This is a genomic window from Collinsella sp., assembly GCF_052346665.1.
GTDB lineage: Bacteria > Actinomycetota > Coriobacteriia > Coriobacteriales > Coriobacteriaceae > Collinsella.
Genome location: NZ_DAWDUX010000017.1, coordinates 17180 through 41918, shown reverse-complemented (window position 1 = coordinate 41918; position 24739 = coordinate 17180). Strand labels below are relative to the sequence as shown.

The 24739-nt window shown below is 63.1% G+C and carries 26 protein-coding genes; all 26 read right to left on the bottom strand.

The window, feature by feature from the left end:
- On the bottom strand, window positions 1–208 hold a 208-nt coding region (locus ACT8II_RS04625), incomplete at its 3' end, for a hypothetical protein (protein WP_443813120.1).
- A gap of 33 nt (window positions 209–241) precedes the next feature.
- On the bottom strand, window positions 242–802 hold the full coding sequence (loaP, locus tag ACT8II_RS04620; protein WP_443813118.1) for an antiterminator LoaP: 561 nt from the start codon (window positions 800–802) through the stop codon (window positions 242–244).
- A gap of 227 nt (window positions 803–1029) precedes the next feature.
- Window positions 1030–1686 carry a tyrosine-protein phosphatase gene (locus ACT8II_RS04615; protein ID WP_443813116.1) on the bottom strand — a complete coding sequence of 219 codons (657 nt, stop codon included), beginning with the start codon at window positions 1684–1686 and terminating at the stop codon, window positions 1030–1032.
- 76 nt (window positions 1687–1762) lie between these two features.
- Window positions 1763–2671 carry a CpsD/CapB family tyrosine-protein kinase gene (locus tag ACT8II_RS04610; RefSeq protein WP_443813114.1) on the bottom strand — a complete coding sequence of 303 codons (909 nt, stop codon included), beginning with the start codon at window positions 2669–2671 and terminating at the stop codon, window positions 1763–1765.
- A gap of 1 nt (window position 2672) precedes the next feature.
- The gene (locus ACT8II_RS04605) at window positions 2673–3329 is read right to left on the bottom strand and encodes a YveK family protein (RefSeq protein WP_294123817.1); all 657 of its coding nucleotides are present in this window, start codon (window positions 3327–3329) and stop codon (window positions 2673–2675) included.
- A gap of 145 nt (window positions 3330–3474) precedes the next feature.
- Complete coding sequence (gene recO, locus ACT8II_RS04600; protein ID WP_294123813.1) at window positions 3475–4221, bottom strand: DNA repair protein RecO; 747 nt, start codon at window positions 4219–4221, stop codon at window positions 3475–3477.
- 182 nt (window positions 4222–4403) lie between these two features.
- On the bottom strand, window positions 4404–5435 hold the full coding sequence (era, locus tag ACT8II_RS04595) for a GTPase Era (RefSeq protein ID WP_443813112.1): 1032 nt from the start codon (window positions 5433–5435) through the stop codon (window positions 4404–4406).
- A gap of 186 nt (window positions 5436–5621) precedes the next feature.
- Complete coding sequence (locus ACT8II_RS04590; RefSeq protein WP_118653646.1) at window positions 5622–6011, bottom strand: diacylglycerol kinase family protein; 390 nt, start codon at window positions 6009–6011, stop codon at window positions 5622–5624.
- An 8-nt stretch (window positions 6012–6019) separates the two neighbouring features.
- Entirely contained in the window at window positions 6020–6529 is a 510-nt protein-coding gene (ybeY, locus tag ACT8II_RS04585; RefSeq protein ID WP_294160450.1) for an rRNA maturation RNase YbeY, read from the bottom strand.
- A complete protein-coding gene (locus tag ACT8II_RS04580; protein WP_294123806.1) occupies window positions 6510–7520 on the bottom strand; it encodes a PhoH family protein in 1011 nt (336 codons plus the stop codon). Before ACT8II_RS04580 ends, ybeY begins: the two co-directional genes overlap by 20 nt.
- Window positions 7517–8860, bottom strand: coding sequence for a MiaB/RimO family radical SAM methylthiotransferase (locus ACT8II_RS04575; RefSeq protein WP_118653649.1), 1344 nt, complete (start codon window positions 8858–8860; stop codon window positions 7517–7519). Before ACT8II_RS04575 ends, ACT8II_RS04580 begins: the two co-directional genes overlap by 4 nt.
- An 11-nt stretch (window positions 8861–8871) precedes the next feature.
- Entirely contained in the window at window positions 8872–10035 is a 1164-nt protein-coding gene (gene dnaJ, locus ACT8II_RS04570) for a molecular chaperone DnaJ (RefSeq protein WP_294123804.1), read from the bottom strand.
- Between the two features lie 205 nt (window positions 10036–10240).
- The gene (locus ACT8II_RS04565) at window positions 10241–11362 is read right to left on the bottom strand and encodes a DnaJ domain-containing protein (protein WP_294123802.1); all 1122 of its coding nucleotides are present in this window, start codon (window positions 11360–11362) and stop codon (window positions 10241–10243) included.
- Window positions 11363–11557: 195 nt separating this feature from the next.
- On the bottom strand, window positions 11558–12040 hold the full coding sequence (locus ACT8II_RS04560) for a deoxycytidylate deaminase (protein ID WP_118653652.1): 483 nt from the start codon (window positions 12038–12040) through the stop codon (window positions 11558–11560).
- Window positions 12041–12438: 398 nt separating this feature from the next.
- Window positions 12439–13674, bottom strand: coding sequence for a radical SAM family heme chaperone HemW (hemW, locus tag ACT8II_RS04555; RefSeq protein WP_302742672.1), 1236 nt, complete (start codon window positions 13672–13674; stop codon window positions 12439–12441).
- A gap of 2 nt (window positions 13675–13676) precedes the next feature.
- A complete protein-coding gene (locus ACT8II_RS04550; protein ID WP_443813108.1) occupies window positions 13677–14810 on the bottom strand; it encodes a tRNA dihydrouridine synthase in 1134 nt (377 codons plus the stop codon).
- A 144-nt stretch (window positions 14811–14954) separates the two neighbouring features.
- Entirely contained in the window at window positions 14955–16763 is a 1809-nt protein-coding gene (lepA, locus tag ACT8II_RS04545) for a translation elongation factor 4 (protein WP_118653654.1), read from the bottom strand.
- 327 nt (window positions 16764–17090) lie between these two features.
- Entirely contained in the window at window positions 17091–18725 is a 1635-nt protein-coding gene (gene recN, locus ACT8II_RS04540; protein ID WP_294160438.1) for a DNA repair protein RecN, read from the bottom strand.
- The gene (locus ACT8II_RS04535; RefSeq protein ID WP_118653656.1) at window positions 18715–19575 is read right to left on the bottom strand and encodes an NAD(+)/NADH kinase; all 861 of its coding nucleotides are present in this window, start codon (window positions 19573–19575) and stop codon (window positions 18715–18717) included. The genes recN and ACT8II_RS04535 overlap by 11 nt, the downstream gene beginning before the upstream one ends.
- Window positions 19572–20387: a TlyA family RNA methyltransferase gene (locus ACT8II_RS04530; RefSeq protein WP_118653657.1), complete on the bottom strand. Its 816-nt coding sequence runs from the start codon at window positions 20385–20387 to the stop codon at window positions 19572–19574. The genes ACT8II_RS04535 and ACT8II_RS04530 overlap by 4 nt, the downstream gene beginning before the upstream one ends.
- 12 nt (window positions 20388–20399) lie before the next feature.
- Window positions 20400–20711, bottom strand: a complete 312-nt coding sequence (locus tag ACT8II_RS04525) for an exodeoxyribonuclease VII small subunit (protein WP_118653658.1) — start codon at window positions 20709–20711, stop codon at window positions 20400–20402.
- A 3-nt stretch (window positions 20712–20714) separates the two neighbouring features.
- On the bottom strand, window positions 20715–21365 hold the full coding sequence (nusB, locus tag ACT8II_RS04520; RefSeq protein ID WP_118653659.1) for a transcription antitermination factor NusB: 651 nt from the start codon (window positions 21363–21365) through the stop codon (window positions 20715–20717).
- 3 nt (window positions 21366–21368) lie between these two features.
- Window positions 21369–21728, bottom strand: coding sequence for an Asp23/Gls24 family envelope stress response protein (locus tag ACT8II_RS04515; protein ID WP_118653660.1), 360 nt, complete (start codon window positions 21726–21728; stop codon window positions 21369–21371).
- 40 nt (window positions 21729–21768) lie between these two features.
- Window positions 21769–22332: an elongation factor P gene (gene efp / locus ACT8II_RS04510; protein ID WP_118653661.1), complete on the bottom strand. Its 564-nt coding sequence runs from the start codon at window positions 22330–22332 to the stop codon at window positions 21769–21771.
- A gap of 53 nt (window positions 22333–22385) precedes the next feature.
- A complete protein-coding gene (locus ACT8II_RS04505) occupies window positions 22386–23516 on the bottom strand; it encodes a M24 family metallopeptidase (protein ID WP_118653662.1) in 1131 nt (376 codons plus the stop codon).
- Between the two features lie 88 nt (window positions 23517–23604).
- Window positions 23605–24739: hypothetical protein (locus ACT8II_RS04500; protein WP_443813104.1), on the bottom strand; the 1135-nt coding region annotated here is incomplete at its 5' end.

Sequence of the window (24739 nt, the reverse complement as noted above, 5' to 3'; positions counted from 1 at the left end):
TCACGAAGCGGTAGCCCAGGCGCTCGCGGTCGAAGGCCTCGGCGTTGCGCATGAGGGTAAGACGCCGCACCGAGCGCTCCTCTTGCTTGGCTGATTCTCTTGTTCCTGCAATGGGAATGGTTGTGGGAGCTGGAACGACCGTGGACTCAACGCCCCTCGTAGCCGAATCGTCGAGCGCGGCCACCTCAGAGCTGTCTACAGGTTGCACAGGGAGCTGCCCCCCCCCAGTACGTTTGTAAGGCTAGCGTCCGAGGCTGTCACCCTTTGACGCTTGTATGTCTTCTCTTCGACTGACAATTCCCAGTCCCACCTTTGTTGCGACTCTTCGTCCACATATCTCAAGCTCCACAAAGGCAAGGTTCTTGTGGCGGTTCACGCTCGTGATAAGCGCCTCGCGGCCACGGAGCGGACCGGAAAGCACCACGACGTGCTCCCCATCCATTACGCCCACGCTCATGTCCACGCATCGACTTCCCTTATTGGTAAGGGCTTCGATCCATGCGCGCTCATCACTGGCCAAGGGAACGAACGACTCTCCCATCTTGAGGAGGCGGGTGAACTCGGGAATCTCGCGCAATGCGCGTATAACCAGATCAAGCCGACTAGTTACCACGATTACATATCCTGGAAGCAGGGGCTTCTCAACGTCGACCCACTCCCCCGAACACTTGATCTGTGTGGCGTACTGGGGCGAGAAGCACTCTTCCACAACGCCCTCTGGCGCCATGCGCTCAATCAGATCGCACAGCTTGCGCTCGGCACCCGTAGGCACCTGAATCACATACCATGAAGCTGCAGCCATGGCTTCCTCCTCTTCGCGCGGCATAGCTTCGCCATAGGCGTACGCCATGCGGGAAAGTCGTATTCGCTCTCTTGGCACCGCTGGGCTCTGCACGTGGCACGATCCCCTTAGGAGCAAGATATGTACGCAGAAAGCTTTACCGGCCTCCTGCCCCGTTGGCGCTCGAACCCGTGTTCAAGTGCAAACGGGGCAACATGCCAAAGCAAATTCTCTTATAGGGTATCAGTTTAGATCCTCATATGCGACCCACGTCGTGGATATTTGTCGATTGCGCGAGCAAGATACATATAGTGTTCGGGCCTATGCGCATCGCTTGCAATATACCGATACAGATTGCGGTCAAACAGCTTCTTAGCGGGCTTTTTCTCTTTACCAAAGCGACCCCCGGCAAGAAAGTCGGAAGAGGCCTGCAAGTGGCACCCCATTCGCACAAGCCGCTCTGCAATGTCGGGGTCTTTTTGAATTGCTCGATACCGCTCGGGGTGGGCGATAATCACCGAATAACCGAGACCTTGAAGCTCAAAGATGGTCCGCTCGTAGTCGGCAAAATCGCGCTCAGTAGCGTGGGGGTCAAGCTCAAGGAGGAACTCGTTGCTCCCATCAAAACACAGGTAGGGCGCCCACTGCTCCACCCCCAGCTCCATGAGTTTAGGGTGCGCCACCTCAAAACCCATCTGCAGAGGAAAGCCATCCGCATGAGCCTGCAGCTCGCGGAATGCCGCCCACATAGCGTCGAAGTCAAAATAAGGATCACGGCAATGGGGTGTGCAGACAATACTCGTCACACCAGCAGCCTTGGCAGCCTCGAGCATCGAAAGGCTCATGACAAGATCACGAGCGCCGTCATCAACGCCGGGAAGTATATGGCAATGGATGTCTCTCATGACTGCCCCCTCACTTCTTTAGTAAAGCTCCGCCGTGCTCGTGGCACGGCGGAGTAGTCGATGCTCGGTGTGGCGCTTAGTTCTTTTTGGCGCCTGCGCTCATGCTTGCAATAAACTGCGCCGTCGAGTCGGGAGCAATCTTACCCGCCGACGCACCGGGAGTATTGGGCAGGGGCTTAAGGCCCGGAGCGGCATTCGCCGGGCGCGCAGATCCTGCAGGACGGGTGGCGGGGCGCGACGCAGGACGCGCGCTGGGCTTGGAAGGCGCCGGCGCGGCAGAGGGCGCGGAGGTAGGAGCGCTCGGGGCGTTAGCGTCGTCGCCTCCGCGAGAATAATACTCGGTGTAATACTCGCTCTTCTCGCTCTTGCACAGGTTCATGACGGCACCCAAGACATTCGCGCCCGCCTTCTCAAGCTGCGCATACGAGGCGGTAAGCTCATCGCGGCGCACAACATTCTGGCCAACGACCAACAGCGTGCCGTCGGCAACAGTGGAGAGAATCGCGGCGTCGACGAAGGCGGACAGCGGCGGCGTGTCAAAAATGACGTAGTCGAAGCTGGAAAGCGCAGACTCAGCTAAATTACGGAAACGCTTGGAACCGAGCAGGGCATCCGGATTGGGAATGTGGGGTTCGCAATCGAGGAAATACATGCCGCGGGCAGCGGTGCTCACCACGGCGTCCTCAAGAGAGACCTGGCCGCACAACACGGCGTACACACCGGAACGCGCGTGCACGCCCAAGCTGTTCGCAACGGACCTGCGACGCATGTCGGTCTCGACCAAAAGCACCTTGCTCCCCGAGCTGGCCATGGCCTCGGCAAGCGAGATGGCCACCGTGGTCTTGCCCTCATTGGGAACCGACGACGTCACCACAATGGAGCGAATCGGATCGTCAACGGAGACGAAGCGAATGTTGGCCGCAAGCGTCTTGATCGCGTTCTGCATATGAATCTGGTCGACACCGACCTTCTGCTGCTTTGCCATATTAGCGGCCCCCCTTCACAAGCGGAATGCGTCCGATAACCGGAACACCCAGAAGCTCCTCGACTTCCTCGGCGCTACGGACCTTCATGTTGAGCATATCGGCAACAACGACGATCGCGACGGCTGCAAACAGGCCGCCCATGCAGGCAACGGCAACGTACAGCGGACGCTTGGGACCACTCGGCGCCTGGGGCGCGACCGCCTGGTCGATGATGTTAACGGCTTGGACCTTCATGACGTCCTGCGAGATGGCGGAGACGTTATCGGCGATGGCGTTCGCGACCTCGGCCACCTGCTGGGGATCGGTACCGGTCACTGACAGTTCGATAACGCGAGACGTGGTGGCACTGGAGACGGAGATTTCAAAATCGCTCAAGTTCTTGAGGCCCAGATCGTCAGCGGTCGCGTTCTGGACGCGGTTGGACTCCAAAAGCGTGGTGACGTCGTTTGCCACCATCTGGGAGGCCGAAAGATCAGAAGAGAGATTGCTCGAAGACTGGTCCTGGCTGGTAAGAACGTACAGGCTTGTGGTTGCCGTATACGTATTGGGCATTCCAATAAACGAATACACGGCAACAAGCAATGCGCAGATAACGGGTAGTCCCACGACCAGCTTCATATGCTTTTTCAATAATTCAAACAGCTCGAGAAGCGTCATTAAGCAACCTCTCCATCCCCAACGATACGAAGACACATCAAACAGTCGAATATATTACCAAACTGGGTAGATTTGTCTCCTGGAATGCATAACGTGCGACACAACTGCAGAAATCTGACAGAAATGCGTCAGATTCTTCCGTTTATTAACGCCCCAATAAGAATTCGAGCGCCCTTAAGCGGCAATCCAGGTGCGTGGCAGCCCATATGTGGGCCAAGCCGAGGAGCCGCGCCGCGGTATGGGGGTCGATGTTTGAGGCGGCGAGCTCCGTGAAACGCAGGGCAATGAGACCCTCGAGCCACTGCGCCATGTTGGCATCCACCCGCTCGCACCCGGGAACGCCCTGCGCGCAACTGGCGCACAGCAAGCCGCCTGCCTGGGCCGAGAAGTACGTTGGGTGCTCGTCATCACACGCCACGCAGCACGAATAATCGGGCCGGTAGCCCACATGACTCAACAGCTTGAAGACGTACGCAGCTACCAGGAGGTCCTGGTGGGCGGGGTCTGCCTGGGCCAGTTGAGCCAGCGCCGCCCGCGTGATGGGGTACACGAACGGATCTTCGGCATCCTCATAGGTGCACCGCTCCGCGACCTCCGCCACCGCGCTCGCGGTGGCAAGGAGTTCGTACGTGGGCTGCGACCCCAAAGGCGCCGCGATGAGCTCCGCCTGCGAGACGATGTCGAGGCTGCGCCCATGCGCCAACAGCAGGTCGACCTCGCAGCACAGCTCGCAGCGCGCGGCCAGGCGGCTCCCCGGCTTGCGCGCGCCCTTGGCGACCGCACGGATCTGGCGACCGGTCTGGTCGACGAGCGTGAGGATGAGGTCCGTCTCCTTGAGCTTGGTCTTGTCGAGCACGATGGCCTTCGTGCGATACGTGCGGCTACCGGCCATGACCGCTCACGACCAGCCGCAGCGCATGTGGAGGGTTCCGGTGCATGTCATCGCCTGCTCGAACAGTCCTGCTCGCGACGAAGGCGCCACAGGCGCCTTCTGCTCGTGCGGAACTCGCAAGCGATGACATGCACCGGCACCGGACGATCACGGGCGTCAGTCTGTACGAGTGAGAAACGTGGCTACTCGTCATCGGAGGCGTAGCCAAAGCGGCGGATCTCGCGGGCGTCCTCGCGCCAATGCGGCTTGACCTTAACGTCCAGCCCCAGGTACACGCGGCAGCCGAACATGCGCTCCAAGTCACGGCGCGCCTCGATACCGATACGCTTGATCATCTCGCCGCCCTTGCCCACGAGGATGCCCTTCTGACCCTCGCGCTCCACATAAACGGTGGCATGCAAGCGCAGTAGATCGCGCTTGGGACGCTCGAACTCATCGCAGATCACGCCGACGGCATGCGGAATCTCCTCGCGCGTGCGCAGCAGCACCTTCTCGCGCACGAACTCGGCAACCAACACCTCGTCGGCCTCGTCGGTGCCCATGCCCTCGGGGAACCAGCGCGGACCTTGCGGAAGGAATCGCGCCACCACATCCACGAACGCCTCCACGTTGAAGCCTTCCGTGGAAGACACGACGATCTCGTCGTCAAAGTTCACGAGCTCGCGCGCGGCTTCGATCTGCTTGAGCATCTGCTCGGGGCTCGCGAGGTCGGCCTTGGTAAGAACGAGAACTTTGGGTGCCTTGGCGACAGCCACGCGCTCGGCCACCCATGCGTCGCCACGTCCGATGGGTGCACTGGCGTCGATCACGAACGCGATCACGTCGACGTCCGCAAGCTCTCCCAGGGCGCTCTTGTTGAGCTCGGAGCCCAAGCCGTCCTTGGGCTTGTGGATACCAGGCGTGTCCACAATGACGAGCTGGCAGTCCTCGCGATTCACCACCGCACGCAGGCGGCGGCGGGTCGTCTGCGCCACCGGTGAGGTGATGGCGACCTTCTCGCCGTAGCAGGCGTTGAGCAGCGTGGACTTGCCAGCGTTTGGACGGCCCACCAGGGCAACGAAGCCGGAACGGAAACCCTCGGGCACATCGGCGCACAGGGGTGCCGGTCCAGCAGTGCCGGAAAAGTCAGGCATCTCACCGGACTCGAGCATGGCATCAAGCTCATCGTCGGAGAGGTCGGCAAACGGGTCGAAATCGGTCATAACATCGGACATAGGTACTCCTCAACAGATACGTTGGAACTTGAACGGTGCGGACAATCACAGCGATCGAATGGTGCAATTGGGGACGTACCCCAACTGCGCCATTCCCCAACTGCACCATTCGGTGTGAGCTACAAGGTGCGACTGCTGACAGGGCTGCGTTTTACAAAGGGACTACGTCCCCAATTGGAAAGGCGGTCAGTGCCAGGGGCCGAGGAAGCCGAAGGCGTGGGCGAACACGAGGATGCCCACGATCGCGGCGGTGATGGACAGCACGTAGACACTCGCAGCGGCGATGTCCTTGGCGCGCTTGGCAAGCGGGTGCAGCTCCTGCGTGGCCAGATCCACGATGGCCTCCATGGCGGTGTTACACAGCTCGGCGAAGATCACCAGGCCGATGCAGATCGCGATAAGCGCCCAGCTAATCAACTGAAGCTTGGCCACTAAACCGGCGATGACCGTAAGGATACCCGCCACGAGCATGACCTTGATGTTGCGCTCTGTCTTGACGGCGGTCATGAAGCCCTCAATGGCGTAGCCAAACGAGCGCAAAAACGACGGATGGTCCTTGTTGGAACCGGGAATCATGGCGCCTCCTAATCGTGTGCGTGGTTAGTGATGGGACCGACCTCGACGTCGTCGGGGTTCTCTCCCCGCATGACGGCGAGCTCGCGCAACAGCGCGTCCTCGCGGGCCTCCATAACCTCAGCCGCATCATCCTCGATATGGTCATAGCCCAGCAGGTGCAAAAGGCCGTGCACAAGCATGAGGCGGCACTCGTCGGCTGGCGTGTTGCCAAACCCGGGTGCTTGGCGCTCAATCACCTCGGGCGCCAGGATGACATCGCCAAGCTCGATGAGTTCATCGGCAGGAAGCTCATCGTCAAAAGCTGAGTCGCACTCAAAGGAGAGGACATCGGTGGTTCGATCGATGCCACGCCACTCGTGGTTGAGCTCGCGCATCTCCGACTCGTCCACAAACGAAAGGGAGATCTCCACCTCTCGTTCCACTCCTTCTGCGGCGAGGACATGTGCCGCAATGGCACGAATCTCCTCCTCGGCAATGAGGGTGGGCAGCTCGGCATCGTTACTTATGAGAACGGTCATGACGCCCCTCCTTTCCAGATTGCACGCCTTCGGCATCAAACGCCTCGTACGCTTCCACAATCTTACCAACAAGCCGATGACGCACCACATCGGCGCGGGCGAGCTCCACGAACGCGATGCCCTCCACGCTGCACAGGATCTCCTGGGCATCGGTGAGACCGCCGCGCTTGCCAGGTAGGTCGCGCTGCGTGGCATCGCCGGTGATAACGAAGGTCGAGTTAAAGCCCAGACGCGTGAGGAACATCTTCATCTGCTCAGGCGTGGTGTTTTGCGCCTCGTCCAAGATCACGAACGCGTCGTTCAGGGTGCGGCCGCGCATGTAGGCGAGCGGCGCGATCTCGACCACGCCGCGTTCTACGAGCTCATGTGCGCGCTCGGCGTCCATCATATCGAAGAGCGCGTCATAGAGGGGGCGAACGTAAGGATCGACCTTCTCCTCCAGGGTGCCGGGCAAAAAGCCCAGACTCTCCCCCGCCTCGACCACCGGGCGCGTGAGTACGATGCGCCCCACGTCGCGGCGCTGCAGAGCTGCCACCGCCATGGCCATGGCAAGATACGTCTTGCCCGTGCCCGCGGGACCCGTGCAAAAGGTGACGGTGTGCTCGCGAATGGCGTCGATATAGCGTTGCTGGCCAGGGGTCTTGGGCCGAATGACCTTGCCGCGGTAGCTGAGCAGCACGTCATCGCGCGGGCCGGAGGAGCGCACGTCCTCGGCGCGCAGGCCGTCGATGGCGCGATCCACATCGTCCGCCGTGAGGGCAACGCCGGTAGTGGCAACTTGCATGATGTGGGTGAACAGGCGCGTGAGCAGGTCAACCTCGCCGGGTGCGCCACTCAGCGAGACGGCGTTCCCCCGCACGGTGACGCTGGCCTCGCACCGGCGCTCGGCGGCGCGCAGAAGCGCGTCGGCCGGGCCGGTCACGCGCGTGGGGTCAACCCCCTCGGGGATGGAAAGCCGCACTTTCGCCGTACTGGTAGCGGAGCCACTCATCGCCGCCCCTCCCCTTCGGCAGACCCATCAGAGGCGTTGGGGGCTACCGACTGGTCGTCGTTCCCGCGCAGGACATGGGCATGGAGGATACCGCGATCATCCATGGCGTCGACCCGCACGCGAACAAGGGAGCCGGCGCGGTCGAGGGGCACATCGTCCACGATCACGCGATGGAAGCTGCCCAGGGTACCGCGGTTACCATACTCCAAGACGGCGTTCTCGCACGTGCCCACGCGTAAGGCCGCATCCGCCTGAGCGCACCGCTCGGCAACCGCACGAAGCTCAGAGGCGCGGGCCGCCATGACCTCGGGCGCCACCTGATCGGGCGCCTCCGCGGCGGGGGTACCGGGTCGCGCGCTATAGCGGAATACGTGCATGCGGCTAAAGCCCACGCGCTCGCACAGGGCGCGGCTCTGAGCAAACTCTTCCTCGGTCTCCCCAGGGAAGCCCGCGATGATGTCACAGGAAATAGAGGCGGCGGGCAGTTTGCCGCGGATCATGGCGACCGTAGCCTCGTATTGCTCTGCCGTGTAGGGGCGATTCATGCGCTCCAGGGTAGCGGTGCAACCAGACTGGAGCGGTAGATGCAAAAACGGGGCGACACGCTCGCCGCCGGCCACCATGGCGTCTATAAGGCGCTCGTCGACGTCCATGGGCTCGAGCGAGGACAGGCGAACCTGGGGGATGTCCGTCTCGTGCAGGATGATGCGCAGCAGCTCGTCGATCTCCACATGAGAGTCCTCGGCATCCGCGCCATCATATGCCCCCAGGTTGACACCCGTGAGCACGACCTCGGGAATGTCGGCGCGTTCGGCTTCGCGCACTTGGCGCAGGACCGCCTCGACGGGAACAGAGCGCTCGGGACCACGTGCCTTCCACACGATACAGTAGGAGCAACGGTTGTTGCAGCCGTCCTGGACCTTGATGCCCAGGCGCGAGCGGCCCAGAAGGTCACCTAGGTCGTGGTGTTCGCCTGCCGACGCGTCGGTACGCAAGGAGAGCCCTGCGGCTCGAGCGGCCGTGCGGGCGACGTCGATCTTGGAGGGTTCGGCGATTACGCGCGGCGACAGCTCCGTAAGCTCACCGGGATGAAGGTTGACCACGCAGCCAGTCACGATAACGATGGGCTCGTTGGGCAGACCGAGTGCATGCCGCACTGCCTTACGGGTCTTTGACTCGGCCTCACCGGTGACGGCACAGGTGTTGATGACGATGAGGTCCGCATCTTGCTGGTCCACGAGCGCGAAGCCCGCAGAGGCAAGGTCGGAGGTGATGCGGTCGGATTCGACGCGGTTTACCCGGCATCCCAGGTTAACCACGCTGGCGAAGGGGCGCGTCATACGGGTCCGTTCTAGTCGAGGATATCGTCGATGGCGTCACGGATGCGATCGCCCACCGTGCGCTTCTTGGCGGTGCCGGCGGCATGCTCACCCGAAGCCGCGGCATAGCGCTCGAGTGCCTCGCGCGCGTCGGCGGAGAGGTGCGTGGGGACGTCGATGACGATGCGAGCCACGAAGCGACCGCGCGAACCGCCGCCGCCCAAGCGCGGCATGCCATGCCCGTCGACGGTGATGAGGGAGCCGTACTGCGTGCCGGCGGGGACCTCAAGATCGAATTCCTCGTCGGGCATGATGCCCTTGACCTCAACCAGGCAGCCGAGTGCTGCCTCGGCGATGCCGATGTGAACCTCAGAGAGGAGGTCGTCACCATGGCGCTCAAAGCGCTCGTTGTCCTCGACCTGGATGGTCACGATGAGGTCGCCGGATGCGGCACCTCGGTAGCCGGCCTCGCCATAGCCACGCAACCTCAGCTGGCGGCCCGTCGCAACACCGGCCGGGACCTCGACATCCAGGCGCTCGTGCGTACGAGAACGACCCTCGCCGTGGCAGTGCTCACACGGCTTGTCGACGATGGTGCCCTCGCCACCGCAATCCGGACACGGGGCGCTCGACTGCATCTGGCCGAAGATGGAGCGCTGGACGGTGGTCACATAGCCGGAGCCGTTGCAGCGCGGACAGGTCTTCTCCTGGCCACCCTCTCCACGACCTGAACCGTGACAATGCCCGCACGGCGCCAAGCGATCGAACGAGATGGTCTTCTTGCAGCCGATCGCCGCCTCTTCGAGCGAGACGGTGAGCGAGATGGCCATATCGCGCCCGGCCCTGCGGCGAGCACGGTCGCGCGGACTGCCGCCGCCCGATCCTCCTCCGCCGAAAATCGACGAGAAGATATCATCGACGCCCATGCCGCCGAAGATGTCGGAGAAGTCGACGTAGCCGGACCCGCCGGGCATGCCGTCGACGGTGCCGTAGCGATCGTACATGGCGCGCTTCTGGTCATCGGAAAGCACCGAGTATGCCTCGTTCAGCTCGGCGAACTGCTCGTTGGCGTCGGGGGCGTCGTTGTGGTCGGGATGAAGCTTGACCGCCTTCTTTCGGAACGCGCGCTTGATCTGGTCGGCCGTGGCATCGCGCTCGACGCCCAGCACCTCGTAGTAATCCCTTTTGTCCGCCACCTTGTGGACCCTCCCCCAATGAATGATCAACCTTATGCGCCCGCCGCGCGCACGCCGCGGGCGTCTTTCGTTTTACCCATAGTTCCGCCCATCCACACGCGCGATGCACAGACACCCCAAGGCATCGACACACCCCGCTCCGCAAGACGGGAGAAGCGAACAGCGCGTGCCATGTGCGGACGTTCCGCTCGGACTTTAACCCTGCCTACATGAACCGATACGGCGCGAGGAGCACCGCCTGCGTGCAGCTGGAAAACCAAACGGCAATCATAGCGAACACCAGCCCGTTGGCCGCGCCGTTCGCAAGCACCTGCAAACCTCGCTTCCACCACAGCCCGCTGCGATGCAACACGTCATCGGAGACGATCATGAAGATGCCCATGACGAGCGGTATCAGGCACAGCATGAGGAACATGGAAAACGTGCCGGAAAACGCCGAAAGCACCAGGAACGGCAAGACCAGGCCGAGCATGTAAAAGCCGCTCTGCGCGCGACCCTCAAGGCGCTCGGCAGCCACATGGGCGCGGCCCACAAGGTCGCCCGTCTCCCCACCGTTGGTTCCAGCGTTGCCGCGGGCCTTTATGCGAACGACGTCGCCGTCATGCGTGCCCGCCGGGAACTCGACCACGGCCTCGGCTTGAACGCGCGTACGGCCCTCTCCCCCGCACACGGGGCAGGGGTCGGCCACGACTTTGCCGGAACCGCCGCACTCGGGGCAGACCATGCGGGCCTGACCCATGCCGAACATGCCCAAATCGACGGCAATGGCGCCGGTGCCTCCGCAGGTGGGACAGGCGCGGTGATGCTCGGATGCCACGGAGCCCGAGCCGTGGCAATTGTCGCAGGGCTCATAGCGCGGATACTTGACGGCCACCTTGGCACCGTCCTTTGCCTGGTCGCGCGAGAGCTTGACCTCGACGATAACGTCGGCACCGGTAGAAGGGTTATAGGCGGACGCGCCGCGGCGGCGCTGCGTGCCAAAACCGCCCATGCCGCCGAACGGGAAGCCAAAACCGCCGAAGCCGGTGTAGCCGCCCTGGTATCCGCCGGGGTACCCTCCGGGGTAGCCCCCCGCGGACGGCGAGCCGGCCGAGGCAAAGGGGCTGCCCGAGCGCATGGCGTCGTAGCGGGCGCGCTTTTGTTCATCGGAGAGAACGGCGTATGCCTCGGAGACCTCCTTGAAGCGCTCCTCGGCATCGGGCTCCTTGTTCACATCGGGATGGAGCTTGCGGGCCTTTTGCTGGAAGGCCTTTTGGATGTCCTTAGCGGAGGCGTCTTTATCAACGCCCAGAATGGCGTAGTAGTCTTTATCGTTCATTCCTGCCATATGGCAAAGACTCCCCTGTTCATGGGTTACATTCAGTGGGAGACATTATATCCCGACCCCGCGTGCGATAAGCGGGGCGGGTGCGTTTTACACATCCACGTACAAAACGTGTCCACCGCTTTTACAAGCGGCGATGCAATCGGTCGCTCGACCGGAACCCGTGCCTAGCGGCAGTGTAGTCACCTGCCCAAGAGCCTATTCAGCAGGCTGATCGCTCAACTGGACCTGGCGATAGGCAATGCCGCAGCGGTCGAGGATGTTCTTGGAAATGAGGTTGTCCTCGGTGCCGCAGTACTTGTCGTCGAGGTAGACGACCTCGCCGATGCCCGCCTGCACGAGGGTCTTGGCGCACTCGTGACACGGGAAAAGCGTGACGTAGACGGTGGCATCTGCCATGTCCTTGAGGGAGCCACGGTAGTTGAGGATCGCGTTGGCCTCGGCATGAATCACGTAATTGTGCTTGTCATGCAGGGGGTCGTCCGCTGTGCCCCAGGGGAAATCGTCGTCGTTGAGGGCGGAGGGCGTGCCATTGTAGCCCACCGAGAGGATGCGGTGGTTGGTGTCGGCAATACAGGCGCCGACCTGCGTGTTGGGATCCTTACTGCGCAGGCTCGCGGCGACGGCCGCACGCATGAAGAACTCGTCCCAGCTGATCACGTCTTCGCGTTTACCGGGCATGATGCCCCTCCTCTCAAGCGTTTTGGACAGCATGGCGCATAACGTGGGAAGATGCAAGCGTTGGCGAAAAGATGTCCCTCGCAAAAGGCGGTGTCGCTAGCGGAGAAGCGTGCCCGCAATGGCGACGAGGGCTGCCCGTAACGGCGACGAAAGGCACCGGGGCAACGACGACGCTTGGCATTGGCGATGTGAGAAATCAGGGGTTTGAAACAAGCCGGCCGTTTCAAACACCTGATTTCTCACAAAAAAGTAGGTGGTAATGTGATTTATCAACGGTTTGAATGAATGGGCTTATGTCAAACCGTGGATTTCTCACATTGCGAGGGCGAAGAACGGCGGCCGAGGGCTGAGATGCGGGGGCCCGGCACTCGGCGCGCGTTCAGGCCGTGCACACAGCGTTACGCATCAGCCGCCAAATCCCAGAAGATGCCGAAGAGCTTGTTGCCATCGAGCCATCCGAGGTGCGTGGGCTTGAGGGCACCGTTGTCCCACGCGGCGAGGTTCCACTCAACAGCGCGATCACAGGCAGCGGAGAGCTCGTCCGCCGGAATGACCCGTATCGCACGCGCGAGTAGCTCCGGGCCGATACCGTCGGTCATACGGCACGCGAGCATGAGGTCCTCGGCCATAGCTTCGCGGGGCGTAAGGAACTCGTGGTCGAATTCCTCACCCGCGTCGTCGAGCTGCGTGAAGCGAATGCGGGCCGTGGACGAATTGGCAGACGATCTGCCGGCAGCGCCATCGGACGTGCCGTCAGACTCACTATCTGGCGTTCCGTCGAACGTGTTTTCCAGCAACAAGCTGACGTCGCCCGTTGCAGCGCACATGCTTGCGGCGGAGCGGCCGATACCCAAATAAGGCACGCCGGTCCAGTAGGCGATGTTGTGCTGGCAGCGGTGCCCGGGCTTGGCATAGCTCGCCACCTCGTAGCGCTCGTAACTATGCGCATGCAAAAGCTCCGCCGCGATGTCCATGCATTGGGCCTGGAAATCCTCATCGGGCACCTCGATTTTCCCCGCCGACTCGAGACGCTCCAGAGGCGTGCCTTCCTCAAGCTGCAACGGATACACCGAAACATGGTCGGGATCCGCCAAGAGGACCCTCTTAAGCGTGTCCCTCCATGCGTCGAGCGTCTGACCGGGCAACCCACACATCAGGTCGCAGGAGGTGGAAAATCCCTCCTGCCGTGCCAAGGCAACAGCCTTCACAGCCTGTTCAGCCGTATGAATGCGGCCAATTGCGCGGAGCTCATCCGCCTGCAAAGACTGCACGCCAAGGGAAACCCTTGTCACGCCCGCGGCGCGCAACGAGCGCGCAAGCTCGGCCGTAAACGACTCGGGATTCGCCTCGCAGGTGAACTCGACCGGATCACAGTAGCCGAGTACACGCCGGACGAGTTCAACCAGGCGGACCCCCAACAGCGAGGGCGTTCCGCCCCCGATGTACACCGTTTGGACCTCCGCCAGATCCCCCGCCCTGCCATGGGCGTCGATCTGCGCGGCAAGAGCGTCGCAGTAGGTGGCCACGGCCTCATCCAGCGCGCACCCCTCGCCCATCGCGCGCGAGTCGAAATCGCAGTACGCGCATTTGGATTTGCAGAAGGGTATATGCAGGTACAGAGCCTCGAAGCGCATGGCTACACGCGCTCCGGCGACGACGGTCCCGCGTCGGCGACGCCGCCGGCAGCGGGAACGGCTGACCTGCAGGCGCCCGGAGCGGCGGGAGCGGATGCCCCGAAGACGCTTGGGGCGGCGGGGGCGGCTCCTGCACCGAAAACGACATCTGCCCCGCAAGCGGCGTCGGCGGGGGCAGCCTCGAAGGCGACGACGTCAGCCTCGACCTCGTCGAGCATCGACATGAACTCTTCGTAGCTGGTGCACCGCACGACCTTGCCGCGCCAAGCGGCGGCGTGCGGCAGCCCCTTGAGGTACCAACCCGCAAAGGCACGGGCGCGCGCCATGTAGGGCTGCGTGGCGTGCAACAGCGTGAGGTGCTCACGCAGGGCGTCAATGCGCTCGAGCGCGATGCGCTCCGGCACGGGAACGCCATCGAGCGCGAACGCACGGGCGTCGCCGAAGATCCAAGGGTTTCCGTATATACCGCGCGCGATGAACACTGCGTCTGCGGCAGTGTCGTTGAGCATGCGCGCCGCATCCTCGGCCGAAAACACATCGCCGGAGCCGATCACCGGTACGTCCACGCGCGCGGCGACCTCGTCGATGGTGGACCAATCGGCCTCGCCAGTGTAGAGCTGATTGGCGGTGCGCCCGTGAACCGCCACCGCCGCGGCGCCCGCCTGCTCCATGCGCGCTGCAAACTCGGCGGCCGTGTTCTCCCCCGCCGCGAAACCGCGGCGGATCTTGACGGTGACGGGCACGCGCGCCTCGCGCACGCACGCCTCCACCAGCGACGCGGCAAGCTCGGGCTCCTTCATGAGCGCGGATCCCTCGCCCTTGGTGATGACCTTGCGCGCCGGGCACGCCATGTTGATGTCGATGAGACTGAGCTTCTCCCCCACTCGCTCCTGCACGGCGTCGACGGCGAAGGTGCCGAACAGCTGCACGCAGATCTGCGGCTCCTCGGGCTCTGGCTCCACGAGCACCCACGTTTTGGCGCTTTTGTACGAAAGACCCGCAACGCTCACCATCTCGGTGTACGCCATCTCGGCTCCGCGACGGCGGCACATAATACGGTACGCCGCGTCCGTGACGCCCGCCATGGGCGCCATCAAAAACGGCTGACGCCTGAATTGTTCACGTAGGTCGATCAAGTAAACCCCTCAAATCGACGATAAGCCTATCAACTCGATCTGGGTTTCTCAGGTGCCCCAGATTCGGGTGAAAGAGGAGGGCGCACGCCTGACGTGCGGCGCCCGACGATTGAACCCGAAGGTGGGGTGCCTGAGGAAGCCAGATTAGTCTTCGACCTTCAAGATGGCGAGGAACGCCTCCTGCGGCACTTCCACGCTGCCGATAGCCTTCATGCGCTTCTTGCCCTCTTTTTGCTTCTCGAGCAGCTTGCGCTTGCGCGAGATGTCGCCGCCGTAGCACTTGGCGAGCACGTCCTTGCGGCGCGCCTTGACGGTGGAGCGGGCGATGATCTTGTTGCCAATGGCGCCCTGGATGGGCACCTCGAACAGCTGCCGGGGGATGATCTCCTTGAGCTTGTCGCAAAGCCCTCGCGCCAAACCGTAGGCCTTGTCCTTGTGGACGATGAACGACAGGGCGTCCACCTCGTCGCCGGACAGCAGGATGTCGAGTTTGACGAGTTCGCTCACGCGATAGTCGGAGAACTCGTAGTCGAGCGAGGCGTAGCCCTTGGTACGGCTCTTGAGCTGGTCGAAGAAGTCGAGGATGAGCTCGGCGAGCGGGATATCGAAGTGCATCTCCACGGACTTCTGCGACAGGTGGATCATGTCGGTGGTGATGCCACGGTGTTCGATGGCGAGCTGCATGACCGCGCCGGTGTACTCGGGCGGAGTGATGATCTTGGCCTTGAGGTAGGGCTCCTCGATGTGGTCGATGCGCGTGACGTCGGGCAGGTCCTGCGGGCTGCGGACCTCGAGCATCTCGCCGTCGGTCTTGTAGACGTGGTAGTCCACGGAGGGGCTCGTGGCGATGAGCGCCAGGTCGAACTCGCGCTCCAAGCGCTCCTTCACAACCTCCATGTGCAGCAGGCCGAGGAAGCCCACGCGGAAGCCGAAGCCGAGCGCCGCCGAGGTCTCGGGCTCCCAGATGAGTGACGGATCGTTGACGTGCAGCTTCTCAAGCGCGTCACGCAGGTTCTCGTAGTCCTTGTTGTCGATGGGGAACAGGCCCGTGTAGACCATGGGCTTGGCCTCGCGATAGCCGGCAAGCGGCGCGTCGCAGGGGTTATTCACAAGGGTGAGGGTGTCGCCCACGTGCACGGCCTCGGGATCCTTAAGACCCGTGACCACAAAGCCGACTTCGCCTACGCCGAGCGCATCGACGGCGAACTCAGCCGGACGGCGCACACCCACGCCGTCTACGAGGAACTCCTCGCCGCCCTGCATCATGAGCAGGTGGTCACCCTTCTTGACGTGTCCGTCGAAAATGCGAACCGTGGCGACCACGCCGCGGTATTCGTCGAAGTACGAGTCGAGGATGAGGGCCTTGAGTGGCTTGTCCGCGCTGCCCGTGGGCGGGCTCACGAGAAAGACGATAGCCTCGAGCAGGTCGTGGATGCCCTCGCCCGTCTTTCCAGAGACGCACACGGCGTCGTCGGCGGGGATGGCAAGCTCGTCCTCGATCTCGACCTTGACCTCCTCGGGATGCGCGGAGGGCAGGTCAATCTTGTTGATGGCCGGTACGATGTCGAGGTCGGCGTTCATCGCGAGGCTCGCATTGGAGACCGTCTGTGCCTCGACGCCCTGGGTGGCGTCGACCACGAGAACGGCGCCCTCGCATGCCGCGAGGCTGCGGGAGACCTCATAGGTGAAGTCGACGTGACCGGGCGTGTCGATGAGGTTGAACTGGTAGGTCTCGCCGTCATCGGCGTCGTACATCACACGGACGGCATTCGACTTGATGGTGATACCGCGCTCGCGCTCGATGTCCATGGTGTCGAGCAGCTGCGACTCCATGTCGCGCTCCTCCACCGTGCGGGTGAGCTCGAGGATGCGGTCGGAGATCGTCGACTTGCCGTGGTCGATGTGCGCAACGATCGAGAAGTTGCGGATGTGGGAAGTGTCAAAAGTATTCATGCAGACCATCTTACCTGAAATTGGCTGGGTCGGGTGCGTGTTTGCCGCTCGGTCAAGTCCTGCGCAAGACGAAGAGCCCACTGGGCTCTTCTTTGCGTGCGGAATCTACGGCAAACACGCACCCGACCCAGCCCCAAGGCTCGACGGCCGCGCATTCAGAACGAGATTCCGCCTGAAAGTCGCCCGTAAACGTAAGCTCAACGTAGCCCAGCGAGAACATATAAGGTTCGACGTAGATTCCGCACGAGCGGAAGGCGCCTGTGGGGCCTCGTCGCGAGCAGGACTTGACCGAGCGCCGAATCTTATATGCTCTCGATGGGCGAGCGTCTACAGTTGTCCTGCCTCAGCGAGCATTTGCTTGGCGTGGGCGAGAGATTCCTCGGTGGCGTCGCCCGAAAGGAGGCGGGCGACTTCGGCGATCCGCTCGGGACCCTCAACGCGCAGCAGACGCGTCTCGGGGACGTCCTCGGAATCATCGCGACGGACCACGTAGTGGACGGAGCCCTGCACCGCGACTTGCGCGAGGTGCGTGACCACGATCACCTGGTGCGTGCGGGCAAGGTCGGCGAGCACTTGGGCGAGCGAACGCGCCGTGGCACCGCCAACGCCGGCGTCGACCTCGTCGAATACGAGCGTATCGACTGCGTCGGCTTCACCAAGCACCACTTTTGCGGCGAGCATCACGCGCGAGAGCTCGCCGCCACTCGCGATACGGCGCAGGGGACGCGGCGTAAGGCCGGCGCCACTGCGGTACAGCAGCTCGCAAGCGCAGGGCCCCTGGGCGGTCCAGCGTTCGCGCGGGAGCTCGCGGCTCTCCCACACCAACTCGGCACGCCCCATCTCCAGTCGTGCCATCTGCTTGCCCACCTCGCGGCAAAACCGCGGAGCCGCGGCATTACGGCGCTTGGTAAGCGCGCGGGCCGCCTCATCGAGAACGGCCTCGGCAGCCTCAAGCGCCTCGCGGGCACGACGGACGCGGACCTCGGCGTCGTCGACGAGGCTCAGCAGCTCGGCAGCCTCGGCGCGGCGCACGAACACGTCCTCCATGCGCGGACCCCATTGACGCAGCAGGCCCTTGAAGGCCGAGAAACGCTCCTGTGCCGCCGCGAGCTCGGCGGGGTCGTAATCCACGGAGTCACGATAGCGCCGTAGGTCGGAGGCGGCGTCCTCGATGATAATCGCGGCACTCGTGAGCTCCTCGGTAAAATCGGCGAGCTTGGCATCGACTGAACCCATACGCGAAAGGCCGGCAATGGCGGAGTTGAGGGCATCAAGTGTTCCCCCTTCGCCCGAGAGGGCCTCAGAGGCGTCGTTGGCGCAGCTCGCAAGCGCCTCGGCATGCTCCGCTCGGGGCAGACGCTCCTCAAGCTCCTCGTACTCACCGGGCTTGGGGTCGACTTCGTCAATACGCTCAAGGGCAAAACGGGCTTCCTCAAGTCGACTTCCCTGCGTGCGGCTTGCCTCTTCCACACGGGCAAGCTCACGAGCCGCCTCGGCGGCGCGCGCAAGCGCTTCGCGATACGCCTTGAGCGCGTCGGCAACGCCGGTGCCCGCCCATGCGTCTACCATACCCACATGGGAGGCGGGATCGAGCAGGCGTTGATGCTCGTGCTGGCCGCAAAGGTCAATCAGAGGGCTCACGCGCTCGGAAAGCTCACGCACGCTGGCCAAGCCGCCGTCGATGCGCGCGCGAGAGCGACCGTCGGCACCCAGGCGACGCGTCACCACGAAGCCCTCCTCATCATGCGCACCCGCGAACAGGCGACCCTCCACGAGCGCGCCCTCACTCCCCTCACGAACTGCGGATGAGTCGGCACGCTCCCCCATGAGCAACTTGAGTGCGGAGAGCAACGCGGTTTTTCCCGCTCCGGTCTCGCCCGTGAGCACGGTGAGGCCCACGCCCGGTACGAGGTCCGCCTCGCGGATCAAGGCCACATTTTCGACATGGATCTCATCGATCATGACGCACTCCGTAGAACACACGGCTCACCGAGCGGTAAAAGCTCTGCGGACCATAATCGAGCAGCAGAACATCGGCGTCACCCCGACGAACCTCCACACGGTCGACCTCGCCCTCGCAGGTGAGGAACTGGCCGTCGACGGCGATGGCGGGCACCGAGGGGCGGTCCTTGGACATCTTGAGTTCGATCACATCGGAGGGCGAGGTGAGGAAGGCGCGCGCCTGAATAGTGTGCGCCGCGATAGGCACGCAGACCATGCCCGCGTAATCGGGGCTGACGATGGGGCCTCCCGCGGAAAGTGCATAGCCCGTCGACCCAGTTGCCGTGGACACCACCACGCCGTCGCCACGTAGACGGTCGATATGATGGCCCGAGACCGTGATATCGAATTCAACCATATCGGACAGCGGGCCACGCGTAAGGGCCAAGTCGTTCAGGGCGAAGCTCGTGTAGGAGCGCTCCTCGCCGAACTCATCAACGCTCACGATATCGCAGGCGAGCGTTGCGCGACGACTCACGTGCAGCTCACCTGCAAGGGCATCACCCACTACGGTGAGGACGTTGCGATCCTCGGGCCTGGCCGCCGTAAGAAAGCCCAAATGGCCATAGGAAAGGCCGAGAATGGGGATCTCGCGGTATCCCACGATGCGTGCGGCGCGCAGCAGCGTACCGTCACCGCCGAGTGAGATCACCAGCCCACAGTCTTCAAGGTCGGGCGTCAACTCGATGCCGGAGCGCTGGTCGGGGGCCCACTCGACCTCGAAGCCCTGACGCGTGAGCCAGAGCTCCAAGGCAAGACCGCTCTCAACGGCCTCCTGCTTGTAGTAATTGGGGACGAGAAAGACCATCATAGCGAGGCCGCCTTACTCACGAGCAACGCGATGCGCTCATCGAGGGCGCGTGCGTTGGAACACAGACCTTGGACGTCGCGGGCGCCCCGAGCGCCCAGCAGGAAGAACTCACGATTGCCCTTCGCCCCCTTGATGGGCGAGGCGCACACGTCGAGCGGGGCGAGGCCGCTTTGGGCGAGCAGGCGCACCGTTTGCTCCAACACGCGCGCGTGCACCGTGGGGTCGCGCACGATACCGCCTTCCCCCACCTCGTCTGGCGCCGCCTCGAACTGCGGCTTGACGAGCGTGAGGAAGGCGCCGTCGGCCGAGATAAGCTCGAGCACCGCAGGTAAGATGGTGCGAATGCTGGTGAAGGAGACATCGCACACGGCTAGGTCGAAGGCCCCCGCATGACCGAGCGCGGGTACATCGACGATGTTCGTGCGCTCGAGCAGGGTCACGCGGGCGTCGTTGCGCAAGGACCAGTCGAACTGGGCACGGCCCACATCGACGGAGACCACGTGCGCAGCGCCGCGCTTAAGCAGGCAGTCGGTAAAACCACCCGTCGAACATCCCACATCGAGGCAGGACAGGCCCGAGGGGTCGACCTCGAACGCGTCGAGGGCACCGGCCAGCTTGAGGCCCCCGCGGCCCACATAGGGAATGCGCCCCTTGACATGCAAGGGCGTGCCGGGCTTGACCATCATCCCGGGAGAGCTCAGGCGCTCGCCACCCGAAGAGACGAGACCCGCCATCAACGTGCGCAGGGCATCTGCGCGGTTCTCGCAGATGCCCTGGGAAATCAATTCATCATCTAGACGAACACGTGCCACGATGTGCCCTTCTTACGCGTCCTCGGCGCTCGAATCCGCGCCGGAGGGCCCATCCGAAGACGCGGTTGCTTCGGGTGTACGCGCGTCCTTGACCGCCGAATCTGCCGAGTCCTCGGAGCCGTCACGCGACTCCCGCTCATCGAGCATGTCGACCTCGCGAGGCGACAGCTCGAACGAGTCGACCATATCCACGGCGCGCGAGCCAAGCTCGATCGCCTCATCGAACAAATCGAGGCTGCGCTCGAGCGAGGTGTCCTTGGAACGAACTTGAGCGATGATCTGGTCCAGACGCTCCGTGATGTCGTCGAAAGTGCCCTCGGCCATGTCCTACTCCCCGTCGGAGGAATCGAACGGGTCGAGGAACATATCGTCGAGGTCCTCGGTCTCAAAGCCATACTCGGCTGCCTCGAAGCGCGCGCGGGCCTCCTCGGCGGCGCGGGCGGCTTCGCGTTCCGCCTCGAGCCGCTTGGGATCGATCTCGAACCACAGGGCGGAAATGCAGGCAGCCTCGCAGTCATCTGCCGTGACGGTGCACGCAACGTGCTGGAGGCTCGGCAGATGGCGCTCACGGACGATGCGGCCGAGCACGCCGTTCACAAAGCCAGCGGAGTCGTCGGTGCCGTAGGCCTTGGCGACCTCGACGGCCTCATTGATGACGACGGCGGCATCGAGGGTATCGGCCACCTGGAAGTACAGCTCGTACACGGCGGCGCGCAGCAAGTTGCGGTCGGCACCGGGCATGCGCTCGAGGCTCCAATTGGCGGAGACGGCGCGCAGCGCGGAATCGATGCGCTCGCGATTGGCGTCCACGCCGCGCGCGATCTCTACCGCGTAATCTGCCAGCGGGCCCTTGGAAAGCGTGAAATCGCCGGCAAGAACGTCGGCCACGGACTCGCCGCGGACCTCCGCCTGGAACAAGATCTGAAGGGCCTGGCTACGGGCGAGCGTACGCCCGCGGTTGACCTTAAGGGATGCCACGCGCTACTCCTTGGGGAAAACGAGGCTGTCGATGCAGATGTTCACGCTCTCGACCTCGACGCCCACCTGGGCATCGATGGCGTTGACCACGGCCTCGCGCACGACCTCGGCGAGCTTCTTGAACGGATAGCCGAAGAAGACCGTGAGGTGCACGGTGAGACGGAGCTTGTCGTCAATGACCTCGGCCTCGACGTCCTCACCCACCTGCGTGGACTTGGCGGAGAACATGGAAACGAGATTGGTGGCGAGGTCCTTGACGCCCACAGACGCGACGCCTTCGACCTGCTCGACGGAACGGGAGACGATGGCGGCCAGGACCTCAGGCGCGATGCCGATTCCTGCGATGGTGATCTCTTGCGACATGGTCACTCCTTACGTGAATGCGTGATGCGCGAGGATGCGATTAGAGGCGCTGGACGAACTCGCCGGTGCGGGTATCGACCTTGATGCGCTCGCCCTCGTTGAGGTACATGGGGACCTGAACGACCGCGCCGGTGTCGATGGTGGCGGGCTTGGTGGCACCTTGGACGGTGTTGCCCTTGGCACCCGGGACGGTCTCGACGACCTCGGCCTCGATGAACATGGGCGGATTCACGCCGAGCAGCTCGGTATCGGCGTAGAGGAGCTGGGCGTTGTCGTTCTCGCGCAGCCACTTTGCGTTGTCGCCGATGAAGTCGGCGGGCACCGGGATCTGCTCATAGGAGCTCATGTCCATGAAGTAGTAGTTGTCGCCGTCGTTGTAGAGGTACTGCATCTCGTTGGTGATGAGCTGCACGCTCTCGAACTTGGAACCGGCGTTGCAGGTGTTCTCGACCACGCGGCCGGTCTTGAGGTCCTTGGTCTTGTAGCGGACGAAGGCACCGCCCTTGCCGGGCTTGACGTGCTGGAACTCGACGATGGTGTAGTACTTGTCCTTGATCTTGAGACCCATGCCGTTGCGGAAGTCGGCGGTGGTAATGGAAGCCATGGCTTGCCTTTCTGTAGAGGAGTCGAACCCTAAAAGTATACTCTCAAATGCGCTTAACAGTCGATGACGACCAGCTCGTGCGTAGAGGTCGTGAAGGGCTCGTAGCCGTCCTTCGTCACGACGCCGTAGTCCTCCAGGCGCACGCCGCCCACGCCGGGCAGGTAGATGCCGGGCTCCACGGTGATGACGGCGCCCTCCTCCACGATGTTGCTCTTGCGGCCGAAGACCGGAAGCTCGTGGATGTCGATGCCCACGCCATGACCGAGGCCGTGGCCGTAGTACTCACCGTAACCGGCATCGCCGATGATCTTCTGAGAGAGCAGGTGGATATCGTGACCGTCCACGCCGGCGCGGATCGCGGCGACGCACTCCTCGTGCGTACGGCGAACGATGTCGTAGATCTCACGTTGCTTCTCGGAGGGCTCGCCCACGCAGACCGTACGGGTCATGTCCGACTTGTAATCGCGGTACCCCGCGCCGTAGTCCATAAGGACGAAGTCACCCTTCTCCACCACGCGGTCACCGGGGATGGCGTGCGGGTTGGCGGTATTGGGGCCGCTCGCGACGATGGAGCCAAAGGCCAGGCCATCGGCACCGTTGTCGAACATGAAGGTTTCAAGCTCGGTGCGGAGCTGCTTTTCCGTGTAGCCGGGACGGATGAACTCGCACATATGGACGAAGGCGGCGTCGGTGATGGACTGCGCATGGCGCATGAGCTCGATCTCCTCGGCGTCCTTGATGGCGCGCATGAGCTGGAGATCTCCGTGCATGAGCGGCAGGCTCGCGCAGATGGAGCAATCCTCTAGCCCGCGCTCGATGCCGCGGTAGAAGTTGATCTGCATGTCGTCCTCGACAGCGACGGTACGGCTCTTGGTATCGCGGGCGCGCTCGGCGACCCAACGCGGAATGTCGATGACCTCCATGTCGAGCTTCCACTCGACACCCTCGGGAAGGTTCTCCTCGAAGGTGTTGAAGTACCGGGAGTCCGTGTGCAGGTAGCAGGCATCAGCGGTGATAAAGGCGGCGTGCGGGTATTCGCCGGTGTAATCGAAGACCCGCATGGCCCCAGTGAGCCAGCGAAGGTTTGCCTCGTCGCGCACGACCACGGCGTCGTAGCCGCGCTCTGCCATGAGGGCACGCAGGCGGGCGATGCGGCCGGCGGGACCGTTAAGTTTCTGGGACATAGGATGATCCTTTCTCGAGAACAGGCTGGCTGGGATGTGTGCAATGGGAAGACAGATGCGTCCTGCGCCATTATCGCACTCCAAGAGGCTAGGGATGGCGCGAGGCGAGGAACGCACGGGCGTGGCGCTCGAAGACCTCGTCGTCTACCGATGCCAGGCGAATGATGCCCGGATGCTTGGGCAGGGCAAACTGGAAACGGTTCGAGCGACGGAAGCGCTCGGCGCACACGGCATCGATGAACGTCTCGGGTTCAATCGAGAACTGAAGCTCCTCGATGCCCAGGTCTTCCAGGCGATCGTCGAGGGCAAACATCTCATCAACGGGAAACTCGCACACGTCGACGGCAAGACGCGCCTCGAAGCGCATGCCCTCGGCGTAAAGACGGTACCCGGGGATGGAGGAGTCATTCAAACACACGGCTAGTGCGCGAGCCGTGGTATCGCCGTACATGAACGCGCGGCGTGCGGAGGGGCTCGCCGACTTGACAGTATTCATGCGCGAGGTATGCGCACTGGTGAACGCCTCCATGAGCGAGACTTCACTACCGGCGACCATGCCCTCGACCGTGGACTCGAACGACTCCCAGCACTTGCGGCTCTCGGCGAGGCTCGCCGCGCACATGAGCGCGTAGCCCAGGCCATTGCGCTGCGAGTCGAACGCGCGCACAAGGTCGAGATCGCATATGACGAGACCGACCTCAGGCGCAAGCGACACGCCCGCATCATGTGCCCCAACGGAAAGGGGCACCATCTGGGTGGGTGCCATGATCATGGCATCGAGCGTCGTGGGGACAAGAGCGCACGCGCACCCTCCGCACCACGAACGGGCGATGTACGCGGAGATGGAGCAGACGGGGGCGGAGCCAACGCCCACGACGAGGTCCTCGGCAGTGAGGCCGAAAGACGCGAGGCGCACGAACAACCCGCCGACAGTTGCGAACGAGCTCGCGGCCTCTCCATCGAGCGCCACCTCATCCACGCGATATCCGGCATCGATAAGCGAACGGCGCACGTTAAGGACAAGGTCCTCGGGCAGGTCGGCATCGGCAACCATGAAGGCGCGACAGGGACGCCCCACGGCGCCGGCGAGCATTTTGGAGAGCTCGGAAAACGCACCGCAGCCAAAGCGCAAATCGGTGCTGCGGGTGCCAAAGTTGAGAAGCTTGCGACGAATCGTCATATCAGACCACGCTCCAAGAGCAGTTCGGCAACGGTATAGGACA